Annotated in this window: 11 protein-coding genes; 5 read left to right on the top strand and 6 right to left on the bottom strand. The window is 69.8% G+C overall.

The features are described from left to right. Nucleotides 1-102: 102 nt before the first annotated feature. From ACFU5O_RS20900 to glgX, 4 genes are all read right to left on the bottom strand, one after another. Nucleotides 103-987 carry an alpha/beta fold hydrolase gene (locus tag ACFU5O_RS20900; protein ID WP_384242509.1) on the bottom strand — a complete coding sequence of 295 codons (885 nt, stop codon included), beginning with the start codon at nt 985-987 and terminating at the stop codon, nt 103-105. Nucleotides 988-1,172: 185 nt separating this feature from the next. Further along, nucleotides 1,173-2,147: an SDR family oxidoreductase gene (locus tag ACFU5O_RS20895; RefSeq protein ID WP_384242507.1), complete on the bottom strand. Its 975-nt coding sequence runs from the start codon at nt 2,145-2,147 to the stop codon at nt 1,173-1,175. A gap of 251 nt (nt 2,148-2,398) precedes the next feature. After that, on the bottom strand, nt 2,399-3,421 hold the full coding sequence (locus tag ACFU5O_RS20890; protein ID WP_384242504.1) for an alcohol dehydrogenase: 1,023 nt from the start codon (nt 3,419-3,421) through the stop codon (nt 2,399-2,401). A gap of 624 nt (nt 3,422-4,045) precedes the next feature. Next, a complete protein-coding gene (gene glgX / locus ACFU5O_RS20885) occupies nt 4,046-6,163 on the bottom strand; it encodes a glycogen debranching protein GlgX (RefSeq protein ID WP_384242502.1) in 2,118 nt (705 codons plus the stop codon). Between the two features lie 230 nt (nt 6,164-6,393). On the opposite strand from glgX, the gene ACFU5O_RS20880 reads away from it, so the two are divergent. Beyond that, complete coding sequence (locus ACFU5O_RS20880) at nt 6,394-6,570, top strand: hypothetical protein (RefSeq protein WP_384242501.1); 177 nt, start codon at nt 6,394-6,396, stop codon at nt 6,568-6,570. Between the two features lie 362 nt (nt 6,571-6,932). Here the strand turns inward: ACFU5O_RS20880 and ACFU5O_RS20875 are convergent, their stop codons facing one another. Continuing rightward, nucleotides 6,933-7,427 (bottom strand): DUF5709 domain-containing protein, encoded by a 495-nt coding sequence (locus ACFU5O_RS20875; RefSeq protein ID WP_384242500.1) that lies wholly within the window; start codon nt 7,425-7,427, stop codon nt 6,933-6,935. Nucleotides 7,428-8,068: 641 nt separating this feature from the next. On the opposite strand from ACFU5O_RS20875, the gene ACFU5O_RS20870 reads away from it, so the two are divergent. After that, a complete protein-coding gene (locus tag ACFU5O_RS20870; RefSeq protein ID WP_384242497.1) occupies nt 8,069-10,240 on the top strand; it encodes a SpoIIE family protein phosphatase in 2,172 nt (723 codons plus the stop codon). 542 nt (nt 10,241-10,782) lie between these two features. On the opposite strand, the gene ACFU5O_RS20865 is transcribed toward ACFU5O_RS20870, so the two are convergent. Further along, entirely contained in the window at nt 10,783-11,184 is a 402-nt protein-coding gene (locus tag ACFU5O_RS20865; RefSeq protein WP_384242495.1) for a DUF3662 domain-containing protein, read from the bottom strand. Nucleotides 11,185-11,423: 239 nt separating this feature from the next. Here ACFU5O_RS20865 and ACFU5O_RS20860 point away from each other — a divergent pair, with 239 nt between their 5' ends. The 3 genes from ACFU5O_RS20860 to ACFU5O_RS20850 all read left to right on the top strand — a co-directional run bounded on the left by ACFU5O_RS20860 (nt 11,424) and on the right by ACFU5O_RS20850 (nt 16,427). Next, nucleotides 11,424-14,801, top strand: a complete 3,378-nt coding sequence (locus tag ACFU5O_RS20860) for a pyruvate carboxylase (protein WP_384242493.1) — start codon at nt 11,424-11,426, stop codon at nt 14,799-14,801. A gap of 268 nt (nt 14,802-15,069) precedes the next feature. Next, entirely contained in the window at nt 15,070-15,270 is a 201-nt protein-coding gene (locus ACFU5O_RS20855; protein WP_384242491.1) for a DUF4236 domain-containing protein, read from the top strand. A gap of 251 nt (nt 15,271-15,521) precedes the next feature. Next, nucleotides 15,522-16,427, top strand: a complete 906-nt coding sequence (locus ACFU5O_RS20850; protein ID WP_384242488.1) for an aminoglycoside phosphotransferase family protein — start codon at nt 15,522-15,524, stop codon at nt 16,425-16,427. Nucleotides 16,428-16,520 lie beyond the last annotated feature (93 nt).

Genomic DNA, 16,520 nt, shown 5'->3' with positions numbered 1-16,520 from the left:
CGATCCGTCCGGCCGTGGAGTACGCCGGGCCGTCTCAGGTACGGGTGAGAGCCGTCCTGCGGGTGAGGCACGCCGGCCAATGCGACTCGGCGGGCACAGGTGTCAAAGGTGCTCGGCGGCGATGGCGTCGGCCACCAGCTCGGGCTCGTCCACCTGCACATAGTGGCCCGCCTGGGGCAGGAGCTGCAGCTCGCTGTGGGGGAACAGGTCGGCGAACTGCCGGGCCACGCGCGGGTTGAGGTAGCGGTCCTGGGCGCCGAAGACGACCCGTACGGGCGGCTTGAACGCGCGGATGTCCGGGATGCGCCGACGGCGGCTGAGCACGGCGCCGATGAGGTCGTCGTTGAGTCGCCAGAACGCCGGTCGCGCGGCTGGGAACTGCTCGTAGAGCGACGCCACGTACTGCTCCCGCACCTCGGTGTCGCGGATGAATCCACCCACCTGCCAGGCATAGAGCCGACGGTCCAGATCGGGTCGGCGGCGGACGACGGCGCGGGCCGCCGTGCGCAGCAGTGGCGTGGAGTAGAGCGCGATGGCGGGCGGGCGGCGCAGCGCGGGCGTCCAGTGGTAGTAGGTGTTCAGGAGTACGAGGCGGGCCACGCGGTCGGGGTTGGCGAGCGCCCAGTCGATCGCGGGCGGGCCCGAGGCGTCGTGTGCCACCAGGACAAGACGGCGCTCGCCCAAGGCGGCTGACGCCGCATCGATGACGGCGGCCAGGTCACCCGTCTGGTTGGAGGCCGTGTACGGGTAGCCGTGCGGCTTGTCCGACTGCCCCCAGCCCAGAAAGTCGAACCGCACCACGGCCATGCGGCCCGCGAGGTGCGGCAGCACGCGGTCGTAGAGACGTGTGCTGTCGGGAAAGCCGTGCATCAGCACGGCGAGCGGCCCGTCCCCCGGCACGACTTCGGCATGCATCCGGTAGGCGCCGCGGGGCACGGAGAGCACCTCGGTGGCCGGATCCATGACCTTCTCCGTTCGGCGAGTCACGTCAGAGAGCGGGTTCCTTGTGATCCACATCGGCGGGTTCACGGCGCGGCTGGACCGTCCCTCGTCGACACCACCCTCCCGGACCGCTTCTGTGGCCGTGTGCCCGTACGAGCAGGGACGTGCGCGGACCGGACTCAGCGCCCCTCACCGCGGCCGGGAGCATGGCTGCCGGGAGCACGGCCTCGTCACCGAAAGTCGTCCGGATCCGCATCGAGTCCACGTTCACGGATCTCTTCTTTGAAGCGCCAGATGTCGGGGCGGGACCCGTCGAGGTCGGTGAATCCGTACTCCCGGGCGAGCCGGCCGGAGCTCGCTGACGTGCCGTTCCACCGGGCCCGGTCGGAATCCGCGGCCAGTGCGACGACGGCGCGCCCGACATAGCGCGGCGACTCGGACAACGCGAAGTCCGGCGGTGCGCAGGGGCGGGACTCACCCCTGTCCGGGAGGAGGGCGTCGCGCCAGTTCTCCTCCGACACGGCGAAGTTGTCGAGCATCATCTCCGAGCGGAGCCAGCCTGGTGTGATGGCGACCGCGGTGGCTCCGTACGGGCTCAGCTCGTGGCCCTGCGAGAACGCGAGCCGGTTCACAGCGGCTTTCGCAAGGTCGTAGAACACCGAGATCCGATACCGCGATGCGTTGTGGTCGGCGGTGCCGTCAGTGACCTCGACGAGCAAGCCGCCCGCGCGTCCGATGAGCAGAGGGAGCAGGTGATGAGAGGTGATGAGATGACTGTCGACGGCGAGCCGGAGAATGCGCAGACCGTCATCGAGGTTGTGCTCCCACAGAGGAGTGTTCCACTGCTGGGGCCCGCCTTTGAGCAGTTCGCCACCCCAGATGTCGTTGACGAGAACGTCGATATGGCCATGGTCGCTGCGGACCCGCTCGGCCAGTTCCCGGACCTGGTCCGGGTCGAGATGGTCGACGGCGAGGGCGATGCCCGTACCGCCGAGCCGTGTGACGAGGTCGGCCGTTTCCTCGATCGTCTCGGGCCGGCTGTAATCGGACCGGATCCTCCGCGCAGTGCTGCTGCGGCCCGTACAGACGACCGTCGCACCAGCTTCACCCAGGGCGGCGGCGATCCCGCGCCCTGCTCCCCGGGTGGCTCCCGCGACAACGGCCACGCGACCGCGCAGCGCTTCTCGATCCGGTGACCAGTCCATGGGTGCAGTCTGCTCCCCGCATCGAAGGTCCGGCAGGCTCCCGACCGGTGGCTGGCGTGGCGCGGCCTACCGGCAGGCCGGGCGCGCCACGAGTCCTGGGAGCCCTGGGTCGTCCGATTCGGATCCAGGCGTGGCAACTCGCTGCCACCATCGGCGGTGGACGGCGGTCGACGGCCTGCCCTTGGCGGTGCTGCAGTGCCCAGCAACGCTGACGATCCCCGTCGGGCGGTGGTCAACCGGCACGGGCTACGTCAGTGGGTGGTGAGGACCATCCGGAAGCGGGCGGCGCCGGACATCATCTTCCGGTACGCCTCGTCAGCCTGGCCCAGCGGCACGGTCTCGACCATCGGGCGGATGCCCTGCAGGGCGCTGAAGGCCATGGTGTCCTGCACGTCCTGTGCGGTGCCGGTCGGGTGACCGCGGATGACCTTGCCGCTCAGGAGCAGTTGGTTGGGGCTGATCCCCAGTGGTTCCACGTCCGCGCCGATGATCACCATTTCGCCGCGGGGCAGGAGCCCTTCCACGGTTGCGGTGGCCGCGGCGGAGTTGGCGGCGGTGGCCAGGACGGCCTTGGCGCCGCCGAGGGACTGCAGCGCGTCAGCGACAGGGGTGTCCGCGGTGCTGTCGATGTAGTGGTGCGCGCCCAGCTGTTCGGCGAGGTCGGCCTTGCCGGATCCGCGGGCGATCGCCACGGTCTCGAAGCCCATCGCGACGGCGTACTGGACCCCCAGGTGGCCGAGGCCGCCGATGCCCAGGACGGCGACCAGGTCGCCCGGCCGGGCGGAGCTGCGCCTCAGCCCGTTGTACGTGGTCACTCCCGCGCAGGCCAGGGGTGCCGCGTCGGTCGCGGTCAGCGCGTCCGGGATCCGGGCCAGGGCGTCGGCCGGTGCGATCACCTTGTCGGCGAAGCCGCCGTCGTAGGCCCATCCGGGGACCTTCAGGTTCTCGCACATGATGAAGTCGCCCTGTCTGCAGGGTGTGCAGTGGCCGCAGCTGCCGCCGAACCAGCCCACCCCCACCCGGTCGCCGACCTGCCAGGTGCTGGGTGTTCCCTCGCCGAGTTCTTCGATCCGACCGGCGATCTCATGCCCGGGTACGAGCGGAAACCGGACGCCCGGTAGCGCGGCCTGCACGAAGTAGTCGTCGCTGTGGCAGATCCCGCAGGCGTCCACGGCAATCCGTACATGGCCGGGACCCGGCGCCGGCACCTCACGCTCGACGATTTCGAACGGTCCGCCGGCGGTCTCCACCTGCGCGGCTCGGTAGGTGTTCATAGGATCTCTCCGGCTGGGCACGATGGACATCCCTCTACCAGCACAGCAGCTCCGGCCCGATCACGCGCGCCGAGTCAGGTGGCGAGCGAAACGGCGGCCCGGCATCACCCTTCGCCGTCCGCGATCCGGGGCGCCGGTCGGCCCTCGAGCGTCACTCAGGGCCGATGCGGCCGGGCTCACCGGAGGCGAACGGCGCCCGCTGCCGATCCGGCCCCTTCCGTTCGTCGTTCCGGCGACGCGGACATCAGGGCGCCACAGGAGAAGGTCTGAACGGCGGGGACGCGCTCAATCGAGGCGCGAGGGCCGGAGCGATGTTCGGCTAGCGCGCCCTCAAAGCCCACGGCAAGGCCTTCGCCTGCCTCAAGGGCGACTACCTCGCCTTCAAACTCGGCGAGGCCACCCCCACCCACGCCGAGGCCCTCGCACTCCCCGGGGCTGAACTCTTCGACCCGTCGGGCAATCACCGCCCCTTCAAGGACTGGGTCTCCGTCCCCCACAACCACGCGCACAGTGGCCGAACCTGGCCGAAGCCGCGCTGAACAGCCTCACCTCATGACCCTGGTGTCCGTGGTGTCGGGACGGGCCGGACGGCGGTGCTTCCGCAGTCCTCACGTCATGGCTGCGTCAGGGACCGGCCGTTCTCATCCGCGCCAGCACGAGGGTGCTGCGGGCCGCGACCGGTACGCGGGTGCCGGCCTTGAACTGCGTCTCGTCAAGGTCCCCGGTGGGCGCGGCCGTGTCCACCTCCACCTGCCAGCACTCGCCGAAGCTCGTGTCCGGCAGGAGGAAATCGACGGGCTCGTGGTGGCTGTTGAACAGGACGAGGAACGTGTCGTCGACGATCCGGTCACCGAGCGAGTCCGGTTCCGTGATGGCCTCCCCGTTGAGGAACATCCCCAGGGCGTGGGCGTCCGGCCGCTGCCAGTCCTCGTCCCGCATCGGCATTGCGTCGGGGCTCAACCACACCAGGTCGGCCATGCTGTGCCCCTCGGTGTCACCACGGAAGAAGCGCCGCCTGCGCAGCACGGGATGCTGCAGCCGGAGCTCGACCAGACGCCGGGTGAAGCCCAGTAGGTGCCGCTGTTCGTCGTCGAGGTCCCAGTCGACCCAGGACAGCGCGTTGTCCTGACAGTAGACGTTGTTGTTGCCGTGCTGGGTGCGGCCTGTCTCGTCGCCGTGCGCAAGCATCGGCACGCCCTGGGAGAGCAGCAGGGTCGTCAGCAGGTTGCGCTGTTGGCGCGCCCTCAGCTCCCGTACCGCCTCGTCGTCGGTGGGGCCTTCGACGCCGCAGTTCCACGACCGGTTGTGGCTCTCACCGTCGTTGCCGTCCTCGCCGTTGGCCTCGTTGTGCTTCACGTTGTACGAGACCAGGTCGCGCAGTGTGAAGCCGTCGTGCGCGGTCACGAAGTTGACGCTGGCCCGAGGGCGTCGCCGTTCGTCCTGGTACAGATCGGAGGAACCGGCCAGCCGGGAGCCGAACTCGGCCAGCGCGGACGGCTCGCCTCGCCAGAAATCCCGCACGATGTCACGGTAGCGGCCGTTCCATTCGGACCACAGCGGTGGGAAGTTGCCCACCTGGTATCCGCCGTCCCCGAGGTCCCACGGCTCGGCGATCAGCTTCACCTGGCTGACCACCGGGTCCTGCTGGACAAGGTCGAAGAAGGCGGACAGCCGGTCGACCTCGTGGAACTGCCGCGCCAAGGTGGCCGCCAGGTCGAACCGGAAACCGTCCACGTGCATCTCGGTGACCCAGTAGCGCAGCGAGTCCATGATGAGCTGCAGCACGTTGGGATGCCGCATCAGCAGGCTGTTGCCCGTTCCCGTGGTGTCGTAGTAGTGCGCGGGGTCGCCGTCGACCAGCCGGTAGTACGCGGCGTTGTCGATGGCCTTGAAGGACAGCGCCGGGCCCTGTTCGTTGCCCTCGGCGGTGTGGTTGTAGACGACGTCGAGAATGACCTCGATGCCCGCCTCGTGCAGCGCCTTGACCATGCTCTTGAACTCGGTGACCTGCTGGCCGCGGGTGCCGCTGGAGGCGTAGGCGTTGTGGGGCGCGAAGAAGCCGATGGTGTTGTATCCCCAGTAGTTCGCCAGGCCGCGTTGGCGCAGGTGCCCGTCCTGGATGAACTGATGGACCGGCATCAGCTCGATCGCGGTCACGCCCAGCGACGTCAGGTGCTCGACGACCGCGGGATGCCCGAGCCCGGCGTAGGTGCCCCGCAGCCCTTCCGGCAGGCCCGGGTGAGTCATCGTCAGGCCCTTGACGTGTGCCTCGTAGATGACCGACTCATGGTAGGGCCGACCGGGCGGACGGTCGTTGCCCCAGTCGAAGAACGTGTTGGTCACCACGGACAGCATCGTGTGGCCGGCGTTGTCCGCGGGGTCCGCCTCGTCCGGCATGTCGAGCCGGTGCCCGAACAGGGACGGGTGGTCGTCGACCTGACCGTCGACGGCCTTGGCGTACGGGTCGATGAGCAGCTTGGCGGGGTTGCAGCGGTGCCCTTCGGCCGGCCGGAACGGTCCGTGGACCCGGTAGCCGTAACGCTGCCCGGGCTCCACACCGGGGACGTAGGCGTGCCACACGAAGCCGTCGATCTCGCTCAGCGCGACGCGTTCCTCCGCGCCCTCGTCGTCGATCAGCGCGAGCTCGACCTTTTCCGCCACCTCCGAGAACAGCGCGAAGTTGGTGCCGGTGCCGTCGTACGTGGCACCGAGGGGATACGGACGACCGGGGCGTGTCTTCACCCTGAGGACCGTAGCGGCTCCGCGTCGTCGCGCAGGCGAGGACGACGTCCGCGTCGGCAGAGTCTGGCCGGGGCGCATCCTCGGGCAGGCGTGGCCGTTCAGCGTCAGCGGGGGAGAAGCCGAGGGCCCACAGGGAGACAGCGGGTAGCGGCGCGTCACCTTCGACGATCCGGGTCTGGCCTCAGAATTCGGGGGCACACGGGTCTCACCCTTCCGAAAGGAGCTGCTCCATGCTTGGCATAGCCGCAGCGGTCCTGTTCTTCGTCGCCTTCCTGATCAACGCAGCCGAGATCACCACGAACCATGCCTTCTCTTCCGGGAACGTCATGCTCCTTGGCCTCACTCTCCTCGCCCTCCACGTGGCGGGGATCGGAAGCGGCTGGGCCGGCCCGAGGCGCAGACGCTGACAGAACAGGGACACCGAGGGTGTGATGACGCACCGTCACAGCGGTCGTTGCACCCTCGGTGTCCTCACCACAGGTGCCCGGGTCCCTGCCTGCTGTCGAGCAACTTCCTGCCCCTATGGCGGCGACATCAGACCTCGTTGCGCCTCCGCCTGCCCGGCCGCGGCGACACCGCTCCGGTCACCCGCGAGATCATCCGCAGACAGGAACCCGACACCTACCGCCGCCCCGGCATCCACATCGGCGGCCGACCCCACTGCCGTGGCCTCGTCCCATCTCCACCCGGAGGCCCCAACGGCGCAGCGTTTCGTCGTCGCCGCCACGAGTGAGCCCACCAGCAAGTGGACCCCGGCTCAGGTTCTCCGTCAGTCCAGGCCCCGTTCCGACGGTTCGGCGTCGAGCTCCTCTTCGGATATGACATGGACGGCCGCTTCCTCGGCCCCGGCGGCACCGGCATCGATGCCGACATCGGATGCCCAGAGCTCCTTGTCGGTGTCCGGGTGGGCTCCCTCGTCCGGCGCCACCAGTCGCCCCGCCCGCTCCACGCCGGCCTCCCGGTCGAGCGGCTCGCCCTCACCGGAAGGCAGGTCGCCGATGCCGTCCCCCTCACTCGCACCGACGTCGGGCTCCTCCTGGGCCAGCCGCTGGTCGAGGGTCTCGCCGTCGTGCTGCTCGGCCGCGGTGGTACCGACCTTGTCGACTCCCAGCGGCCTTTCCGGTGGGGAGTACCCCTCGTCCAGGATGTCGTCGTAATCGCGCTCGTCCACCGCGTCCTCGAGGTCCAGCGGCGCTGCGTCCGCCTGTTCCTCGTTGCCGCCGGTCGGCTGATAGACGTCGTCCGCCATACTGTCGTCGCTCATGATCGTCTCCGTGATAGGGGGCTCAAGCCTGCGGGTGTGTTCCGCTCCGGGCTGGATGACCTACCCCGTGCGTGGCCGGATGCCCGTTCTGCGGGTTCGGAGGATTACGGACGCTGAGATTGCGGCTGGTTACGGATCCCCGGACTTGCCAGGGAACCATCGTCTCACCAAGTGGAAAGGCCGAGGTGTCCGGCGATCTCCGCCCGCCGTCACGTCGCGCAGGCGGCGGTCTCCGCAGCGGTACCCGGTCGTGATCGCGCCATGATCTTCCGCGGGTCACCCGGGCGGGGGACCCTGAATGCCGGTTGCCCCGCCCTCGCCGGGCTCGCGCTCCACCTGCCCGCCGACCGGCCGCACGCCCGCCCGCCTGGACCGATCGATCGTCGTCACGGTTCTCCGGGGCTCCACCGGCCGGGAATCGCAGGCGGAGCGGGACCGCCAGGCCCGGCCGTCCGAGACGCGGCTGTCACGGCTTCGTCCGAAGGGGGCCGGTTCGGTCAGGGTGTGCGGCAGGCCGTTCCGGGGGCAGCATGGAGCAAGCACGCACCGGAAAGGGAGGCAGCACACGGACAGGTGGTAGGCCACGGATCACGGTGGGTGACTGTCCACGTGGTCCGCCGGGCGAAAGGTAGTGTCCCCGGGTGAACGCAGCCGCTGAGCGCTGGCCTGATGCCGAGCGGCCGGAGGACATCTCGGCGCAGCCGAGCGGGCTCATGGACCTCCTCGGTGTCGCCGCGATGCTGCTTGACGCGGAGGGGAGGATCGACCTGTGGAGCCCGCAGGCCGAGGCGCTGTGCGGCTATACCGCCGAAGAGGCGCTGGGCCGGTATGCGGCGCCGCTCCTCGTGCACGAAAAGCACTGGGAGCGGGTGATCAAGAAGTTCGCCGAGGTCCTGGAGACCGGCGAGAGCTGGGCCGGGACGCTGCCCGTCCGGCACAAGAACGGCACCACGCGGTTGCTGGAGCTGCGGAGCATGCGGCTGCTGGACAGTGCCGGTGAGCACTACGCGCTCGGGCTCGCCACCGACTCACCGACGATCCGCGAAGTGGAGCGGGATGTCGCGCTGTCCACCCGGCTGATCTCCCAGTCCCCCATGGGGGTGGCGATCTTCGACACCGAGCTCCGTTACGTGGCCGTCAACCCGGCCCTGGAGCGGATGCACGGCATGGCGGCGAAAGACCACTTCGGCCGGCACTACCGAGAGGTCATGAGGTCCCAGAAGTTCGCCGTGCCGGAGGCCGCGATGCGGCAGGTTCTCAAGACCGGGATCCCGATGGTCGACCACACCACCATCGTCGCCCGTAGCCCCGCCGACCCGGAGCACGAGCACGCCTGGTCGATCTCGCTGTACCAGCTGGAGGACCCCCAGGGGCGTGTTCTCGGGCTGGCCGAGCTGGTCGTGGACGTCACCGACCGGCACCAAGCCGCCATGGAGGCCTCCCAGGCCCGGCGGCGCCTGTCCCTGATCGCCGACGCCTCCGCCCGTATCGGCACCACCCTGGAGGTGGAGCAGACAGCCCGGGAGCTGGCCGACGTCACCGTTCCCGCTCTCGCCGACGTGGTCACGGTGGATGTGCTCGAATCCGTCCTGGACGACCATGGTGAGCAACGCCCGGTCCCCACGGACGGCCCCGCGCGCTTTCGCGCCCTCGCGCTGAAGGCCGCCTACCCCACCGAAGCCGTCCTCGCCGCCGATCCCCCCGGCCACGTGGCCGCCTACGACGCCGACCGACCGGCCACCGAGTGCGTACGCACCGGCCGGCCGGTCCTGATCTCCCACGCCGAAGAGGCCGATCTGGTGCGCATCGCCCGCGACGACGAGGCTGCCGCCATGCTGGCCCGTGCCGGGGTGCATTCCTACCTGCTGACGCCACTCACCGCGCGCGGCCAGATCCTTGGTTTCCTGGGGCTCGCGAGGGCCGCCCGCAACCCGCTGCCCTTCGACGAGGACGACGTCGCCGTTGCCGGTGAGCTGGCCTCCCGCGCCGCTGTGTGCATCGACAACGCCCGCGCACACCAGCGGATGCGGACCGCCGCAGAGACCCTGCAGCGCAGTCTGCTCCCGGACGATCCGCCCCGCCTGCCCGGCCTGGACGTCGCCTACCGATACCGGCCGGCACAGGCCACGTACGAGGTCGGCGGCGACTGGTACGACGTCCTCCCGCTCGACGGCGACAAGACCGCGCTCGTCGTGGGTGACGTGATGGGCAGCGGCATCGACGCCGCCGCCACCATGGGCCGCCTGCGCGCGGCGACCAGCGCCTTCGCCGACCTCGATCTCGACCCTGCCGAGGTCCTCCGGCACCTCGACAAGATCACCTCGGGGCTGGAGCACTACATCGCCACCTGCGTGTACGCCGTCTACGACCCCCGTCGCACCCAGTGCCACATCGCCAACGCCGGCCACCTGCCCCCCGTCCTCGTCCGCAACGGCAAGAGCCCCGAACTGCTCGACCTGCCCACCGGCACCCCGCTCGGAGTCGGAGGCGTCCCATTCGAGACGACCACCCTCGACCTCGGCCCCGGCGACCAACTGGTCCTGTACACCGACGGACTGGTCGAAACACGCGACCACCCCATCGACGAACGCCTGGAGACCCTGCTCCACCTGCTAGATCGGCCTGACCGCTCCCTGGAGGAGACCTGTGACCGGCTCCTCCACGAACTCCGTCGCCCCGACGACCCGGACGACGTCGCCCTGCTCATCGCCTGTACGCACCCCTTCACCGACTCCGGCAGACATCCGCGGGGCGGGTCACTGCCGGCCGTTGAGGAGCCCGATGACGACCGCGCTCCACAAGGCGACCGGTGACACGAGGGCCGCAGCGGACGAACGTGATGCGCGCGGAGCCGGCGGCGTAGCGGAAGAGGTCCGCAAGCACACGCACGCCGGGCGAACCGGTGCGGATCCCGCTCACCACGCAAGCGGGCCACTCGGGGCCTGCGTCACTTCCCCTGATCGCGGCTCATGCCGGACATGTCGACCACATCGAGGCCGGCCTTGGACGGGCTCACCGTCCGGCTGGGCAGCACCCCGGGCCGGGCAGCACGTGCCGGGCAGGTCGCGGACCCGGAAGGAACAGCGGGCCGAGGACTGCTGGATCGAGCCGGCCTGCGCGCCCGGTGAGAAGGGACCGCTCAGTACCGCAACGGAGCGCCGACCGCCGCACCGAAGCCGCCTTCGCCGAGGCGCGAACCGCACCGCCTCCAACGGCTGCGTGGGGCAAGGCGGGCGAGGCAGCATCGGCGTCGTGCCCACCGCTCACGCCAGTGGGTCCATCTGGGCCGCATCACCTGCTGATTCACGCGGCCCGACCCTCACCCGCTCCTTCGGGCAGGATGCCGACGCGGATCTCAGGAACTGTTTCCTGCGAGCGCACCGGCTTCGATGCGGCTCATGGGCCGGCTGGTCAACCGGTAGCGACCGTTGGGCACCTCGGTGGCGCCGGTGATCCGCACGGTGAGCGGGCCGGCCCACTCGTATCCCTTGCTTTCCCCGTGACGCGCCAGTGTGTCGGTGAGTTCCTGTCCCACACTCTCGCCGTGCTGAGTCAGTTCCTCGAAGACGTCCCTGGCCAGTTCGACGGTGTACACGTTGGGAACCACGACGCGGTTGAGGCTGCACACGACGGCGTGATCGTCGCATTCGCGCCGCAGAGCATCGAGCAGTTCCACCGGCTCGCTGCTCTGCGCCTTGGCGAACAGCGAGCGCTCGAACCGCTCGATCGCACGTTCCCATCGGCTCAGAGTTCCCATGACAACCCGTCTGCCCCTGCCTCGGAACTCCATGCTTGCGCTCCCTGCCCCGACGGGTGGCATCGGCGAAGCACGGCAGCGTGTTCAACGCCACGCGCCACCAACGCGATCTGGTCGGACGCCGTCGGGTACGGTGACCCCCACTCCGGCCTCCGAAGTGTGGAGACGAGTACATCGACACCGTCCACAAGGGCGGCGGATGCCATGGCGTGACCCGGTGACACGACAAGGGGAGTTTGATGTTCCGCAAGGTACTGGTCGCCAACCGAGGTGAGATCGCCATCCGCGCGTTCCGCGCGGCGTTCGAACTCGGCATCTCCACGGTGGCGGTGTTCCCTTACGAGGACCGCAACTCACTGCACCGGGCGAAGGCGGACGAGGCGTACCAGATCGGTGAGCCCGGCCATCCGGTACGCGCGTACCTCTCGGTCGACGAGGTGATCAAGGCGGCGCGAAAGGCCGGCGCCGATGCGATCTACCCCGGCTACGGGTTCCTGTCGGAGAACCCCGACCTGGCAGCAGCCTGCGCGGAGGCCGGGATCACCTTCGTCGGACCACCGTCGGCCGTGCTGCACCTGACAGGCAACAAGGCCCGCGCGGTCGCGGCCGCCCGGGAGGCGGGAGTTCCGGTACTCGAGTCGTCGGAGCCCTCCACCGACGTCGAGGCGCTGCTCGGCGCCGCCGACAGCATCGGTTTCCCGCTGTTCGTCAAGGCAGTCGCCGGTGGCGGCGGACGAGGCATGCGCAGGGTGGCAGAGCCCGGCGAACTGCGGGAGGCGATCGACGCCGCGATGCGCGAGGCGCAGTCCGCCTTCGGTGACGCGACGGTCTTCCTCGAGCAGGCCGTGGTGAATCCGCGCCACATCGAAGTGCAGATCCTGGCGGACGCCGAAGGCAATGTCGTGCACCTGTACGAGCGGGACTGCTCGTTGCAGCGGCGCCACCAGAAGGTTGTCGAGATCGCGCCCGCGCCGGACCTGGATCCCGGTCTGCGCGAGCGGATCTGTGAGGACGCCGTCGCGTTCGCCCGCCATATCGGGTACGTGAACGCGGGGACCGTCGAGTTCCTCGTCGACGAGCGTGGCAACCACGTCTTCATCGAGATGAACCCGCGCATCCAGGTGGAGCACACGGTGACCGAGCAGGTCACCGGTCGGGACCTGGTGATCGGGCAACTGCGCATCGCCGCCGGTATGACTCTTCCCGAACTCCATCTGACCCAGGACGACATCGAGCTGACCGGCACCGCGCTGCAGTGCCGCATCACCACCGAGGACCCCGCCAACGGCTTCCGGCCCGATACCGGCACCATCTCCGCGTACCGCTCACCGGGCGGTCCCGGTGTCCGGCTCGACGGCGGCACGGTGCACACCGGCGCCGAGGTGTCGGCCCACTTCGACTCGATGCTGGTCAAGCTCACCTGCCACGGGCACGACTTCGCCAACGCCGCCCGTCGTGCCCGCCGTGCGATCGCCGAGTTCCGTATCCGTGGAGTGGCCACCAACCTGCCCTTCCTCGGCGCTGTGCTGGATCACCCCGACTTCCGGTCCGGCAGGATCACGACCAGCTTCATCGACGACCATCCGGAACTGATCCGTACCCGTCCGTCGGCCGACCGCGGCAGCCGGATGCTGAGCTACCTCGCGGAGACGACCGTCAACCGGCCTCACGGGCCGCGCCCGGATGTCATCGACCCCATCGACAAGCTTCCTCGCACTGCGCTGAGCTCGCCGCCGCCGGACGGCTCGCGGCAGCGGCTCGCGGCCCTGGGGCCGGAGGCCTTCGCCGCGGAGCTCCGTCGTCAGTCGGCTGTCGCCGTGACGGACACGACTTTCCGTGACGCTCACCAGTCCCTGCTCGCAACACGTGTGCGGACCGGTGATCTGCTGGCCGTGGCTCCCCACGTCGCACATACGGCGCCGCAGCTGCTCAGCCTGGAGTGCTGGGGCGGCGCAACGTACGACGTGGCGCTGCGCTTCCTGGCAGAGGACCCCTGGGAGCGACTCGCGGCCATCCGGGAGGCGGTACCCAACATCTGCACCCAGATGCTGCTGCGCGGGCGCAACACCGTTGGCTACACGCCCTATCCGACGGAAGTGACGGAAGCGTTCGTCGCAGAGGCCGCGGCGACCGGGATGGACATCTTCCGGATCTTCGACGCGCTCAACGACGTCTCGCAGATGCGCCCCGCGATCGACGCGGTGCGGGCCACGGGGACGGCCCTGGCCGAGGTCGCGCTCTGCTACACCGGGGACCTGTCGGACCCCGCGGAGACGCTCTACACGCTGGACTACTACCTGCGGCTGGCCGAGCAGATCGTCGAAGCCGGCGCACACGTACTCGCCATCAAGGACATGGCCGGCCTGCTGCGCCCGCCCGCCGCGCGCACGCTGGTGACGGCGCTGCGCGAGCGGTTCGATCTTCCGGTGCATCTGCACACCCATGACACGGCGGGCGGTCAGTTGGCGACGCTGATCGCCGCGATCGACGCGGGAGTTGACGCAGTCGACGCCGCGGTCGCCTCGATGGCGGGCACCACCAGCCAGCCGTCGCTGTCGGCACTGGTGGCGGCGACGGACCATACGGAGCGGGCGACGGGACTGTCGCTGCAGGCCGTCGGGGACCTGGAGCCGTACTGGGAGGCCACGCGGAAGGTCTACGGGCCGTTCGAGTCCGGTCTCGCCTCGCCGACCGGGCGGGTCTACCACCATGAGATCCCCGGCGGGCAGCTGTCGAACCTGCGCCAGCAAGCCATCGCGCTCGGCCTCGGTGACCGCTTCGAGCTGATCGAGGACTGTTACGCGGCGGCGGACCGGATGCTGGGCCGACTGGTGAAGGTGACTCCGTCGTCGAAGGTGGTGGGCGACCTCGCGCTCCATCTGGTCGGAGCCGGAGTCGAGGCCGCGGACTTCGAGTCCGACCCCGGCAAGTTCGACGTGCCGGACTCGGTGATCGGGTTCCTGCGCGGTGAGTTGGGCGACCCGCCCGGTGGCTGGCCGGAGCCGTTCCGCACGCGCGCGCTGCACGGCCGCCCGTCGCAGGTGAAGGCTCCCACGTTGTCGGCGGAGGACCGCGGCGGTCTTCAGGACGCGCGCCGGGCGACGCTGAACCGGCTGCTGTTCCCCGGCCCGACCAAGGAGTTCGAGGCCCACCGCGAGGCGTACGGCGACACCTCCGTACTGCGCACGCAGGACTTCTTCTACGGCCTGGAACCGGACACCGAGTACACGGTCACCCTGGAGCCCGGCGTCACGCTGCTGATCGAGCTCGAGGCCATCTCCGAGGCCGACGAACGGGGCATTCGCACCGTGATGGCCACGCTCAACGGGCAACTGAGGCCGGTGTCGGTGCGGGACAAGTCCATCGCGACGGAGGTCAAAGCGGCGGAGAAGGCCGAGCGGGGCAACGACCGCCATGTCGCGGCGCCGTTCGCCGGAGTGGTCACGCTACTGGTGGGGGAGGGCGATTCGGTGTCCGCGGGCGAGACGGTGGCGACCATCGAGGCCATGAAGATGGAGGCGTCCATCACGGCCCAGCGCGCCGGAACCGTCCAGCGGCTCGCGATCGGCGGGATCCAGCAGGTCGAGGCGGGCGACCTGCTCATCGAGATCGGTTGACGGGCGGACCGGAGCATCGGCCCGCCGGGGTGCGCCGGGATTCCCGTACCGGATTGCCGCCGGAACGGGGGTTTCTTCGGCGCACCCCTGCTGCCTTGAACCGCACGAGGCGTCGTGGCCGCCACGAACGCCGCCGGCGTGTGCGCTGCGGGCCGTGACGCCAGGCAGCTGTCCGGCCGGGCAGCGCGGTCGGGACTCCCCGGTCGGCACCGAACCGAGTGATGACGGGAACTCGGGGAAGACGAACGATCAACGAAAGGAGCCCACTGTGCCCGTCACCTTCCGCAAGAGCTTCCGGATATTCCCGGGCGTCCGCCTCAACGTCAACCGTAGGTCCGTGTCCATTACGGTCGGCAAGGGCGATGGCGCCAGGCGTACTTACTCGTCGACAGGTCGGCGTACGACCTCGATGGACCTTCCCGGCCCCTTCGGCTACCGCAAGACAACTACACGCCGCAGCCGCCACTGACCCCGGCCGTATGCGAGGGGGCCCCTGTTCCGGCTGGCAAACCGTCAGGGCGCCACCTGCTCTCGCGCGTTGGCGCTGGAACATGCTTCGCACGCGGTCGGCTCGTCACGTACCCCGGTGCTGTGACGGCACGGTCGGCCTCAGCGATCGAAAAGCCTTGGCGCTGATCCGAAGGAGGCGGATAGGGTCCGGTGCCCATGGTGGACGCCGCCGATGGGCTCCACCGGGCCCGTTCCCGGCAGAGGAGTTCCGTGTCCAGCGTGAAGATGCATGCCGACGAGGTCGACATCGACGAATCGCTCGTCGGCCGACTGGTCGGCGCGCAGTTCCCTCAGTGGGCGGATCTCCCCATCACAAAGGTACGCTCCGCCGGCACGGACAACGCCATGTACCGGCTGGGTACCGACATGGCCGTGCGCCTGCCGCGCATTCCCGGCTCCGTCGCCCAGGTCGGCAAGGAGAACCGCTGGTTGCCTCACCTCGCTCCCCACCTGCCGCTGGCTGTGCCGGTGCCCTTGGGCAAGGGTGTTCCCGGCGAGGAATACGGGTTCCCGTGGTCGGTGTATCGCTGGCTCGAAGGCGAGAACCTTTTCGACGAGCCCGTTGTCGAGCTGCATGATGCCGCCGTCGAGCTGGGCCGCTTCGTCGCGGCTCTGCGGCGGATCGACGCCACCGACGCACCACCGGCCTTTCGAGGAGGTCCGGTGTGCACGGGCGATGACGAGGTCCGCGCCGCGATCCGCGACCTGAGCGCGGACGGGACGGTGGACGGGGACGCCGCGACCGACGCGTGGGAGGCAGTCCTCCGGCTTCCGCAATGGCAGGGCGCTCCCGTCTGGGTGCATGGCGACCTCCTGCCGGGAAACCTGCTGGCTCGGCAGGGCCGGCTCAGCGCCGTCATCGACTTCGGAGGGATGGGCGTCGGCGACCCCGCATGCGACATGATGGTCGCCTGGACGCTCCTGTCCGCCCGGACCCGTGACCTGTTCCGCGAGTCGGCCGGGGTGGACGACGCGACATGGGCCCGAGGACGCGGCTGGGCGCTGTGCTTCGGACTCAACGCAGAGCATTACTACCGCGCCACGAACCCCGTACTCGCAAGCGTGGGCCGCCGCGCGGTGGCCGAAGCCCTCTCCGACCACCACCGCACCAGCTGAACTTCTCCGTACGCGCTCCAGCGGGCGGTACGGGCCGGACGGAAGCTCGGCCGCGCCCGTGCCGGTCCGCATCGCTCAGGGATCTGCCCCCTG

It is taken from the genome of Streptomyces sp. NPDC057445 (assembly GCF_042802855.1).
Lineage (GTDB): Bacteria > Actinomycetota > Actinomycetes > Streptomycetales > Streptomycetaceae > Streptomyces.
Note: the sequence above shows the minus strand (reverse complement) of the source record. Positions and strands in the feature narration are given on the sequence as shown.

What these genes read in the sequence shown, in the direction of transcription:
- ACFU5O_RS20895 (WP_384242507.1), bottom strand. Translation starts at nt 2,147, where the DNA reads ATGGACTGGTCACCGGATCGAGAAGCGCTGCGCGGTCGCGTGGCCGTT.
- ACFU5O_RS20890 (WP_384242504.1), bottom strand. Translation starts at nt 3,421, where the DNA reads ATGAACACCTACCGAGCCGCGCAGGTGGAGACCGCCGGCGGACCGTTC.
- ACFU5O_RS20880 (WP_384242501.1), top strand. Translation starts at nt 6,394, where the DNA reads ATGCTTGGCATAGCCGCAGCGGTCCTGTTCTTCGTCGCCTTCCTGATC.
- ACFU5O_RS20875 (WP_384242500.1), bottom strand. Translation starts at nt 7,427, where the DNA reads ATGAGCGACGACAGTATGGCGGACGACGTCTATCAGCCGACCGGCGGC.
- ACFU5O_RS20865 (WP_384242495.1), bottom strand. Translation starts at nt 11,184, where the DNA reads ATGGGAACTCTGAGCCGATGGGAACGTGCGATCGAGCGGTTCGAGCGC.
- ACFU5O_RS20860 (WP_384242493.1), top strand. Translation starts at nt 11,424, where the DNA reads ATGTTCCGCAAGGTACTGGTCGCCAACCGAGGTGAGATCGCCATCCGC.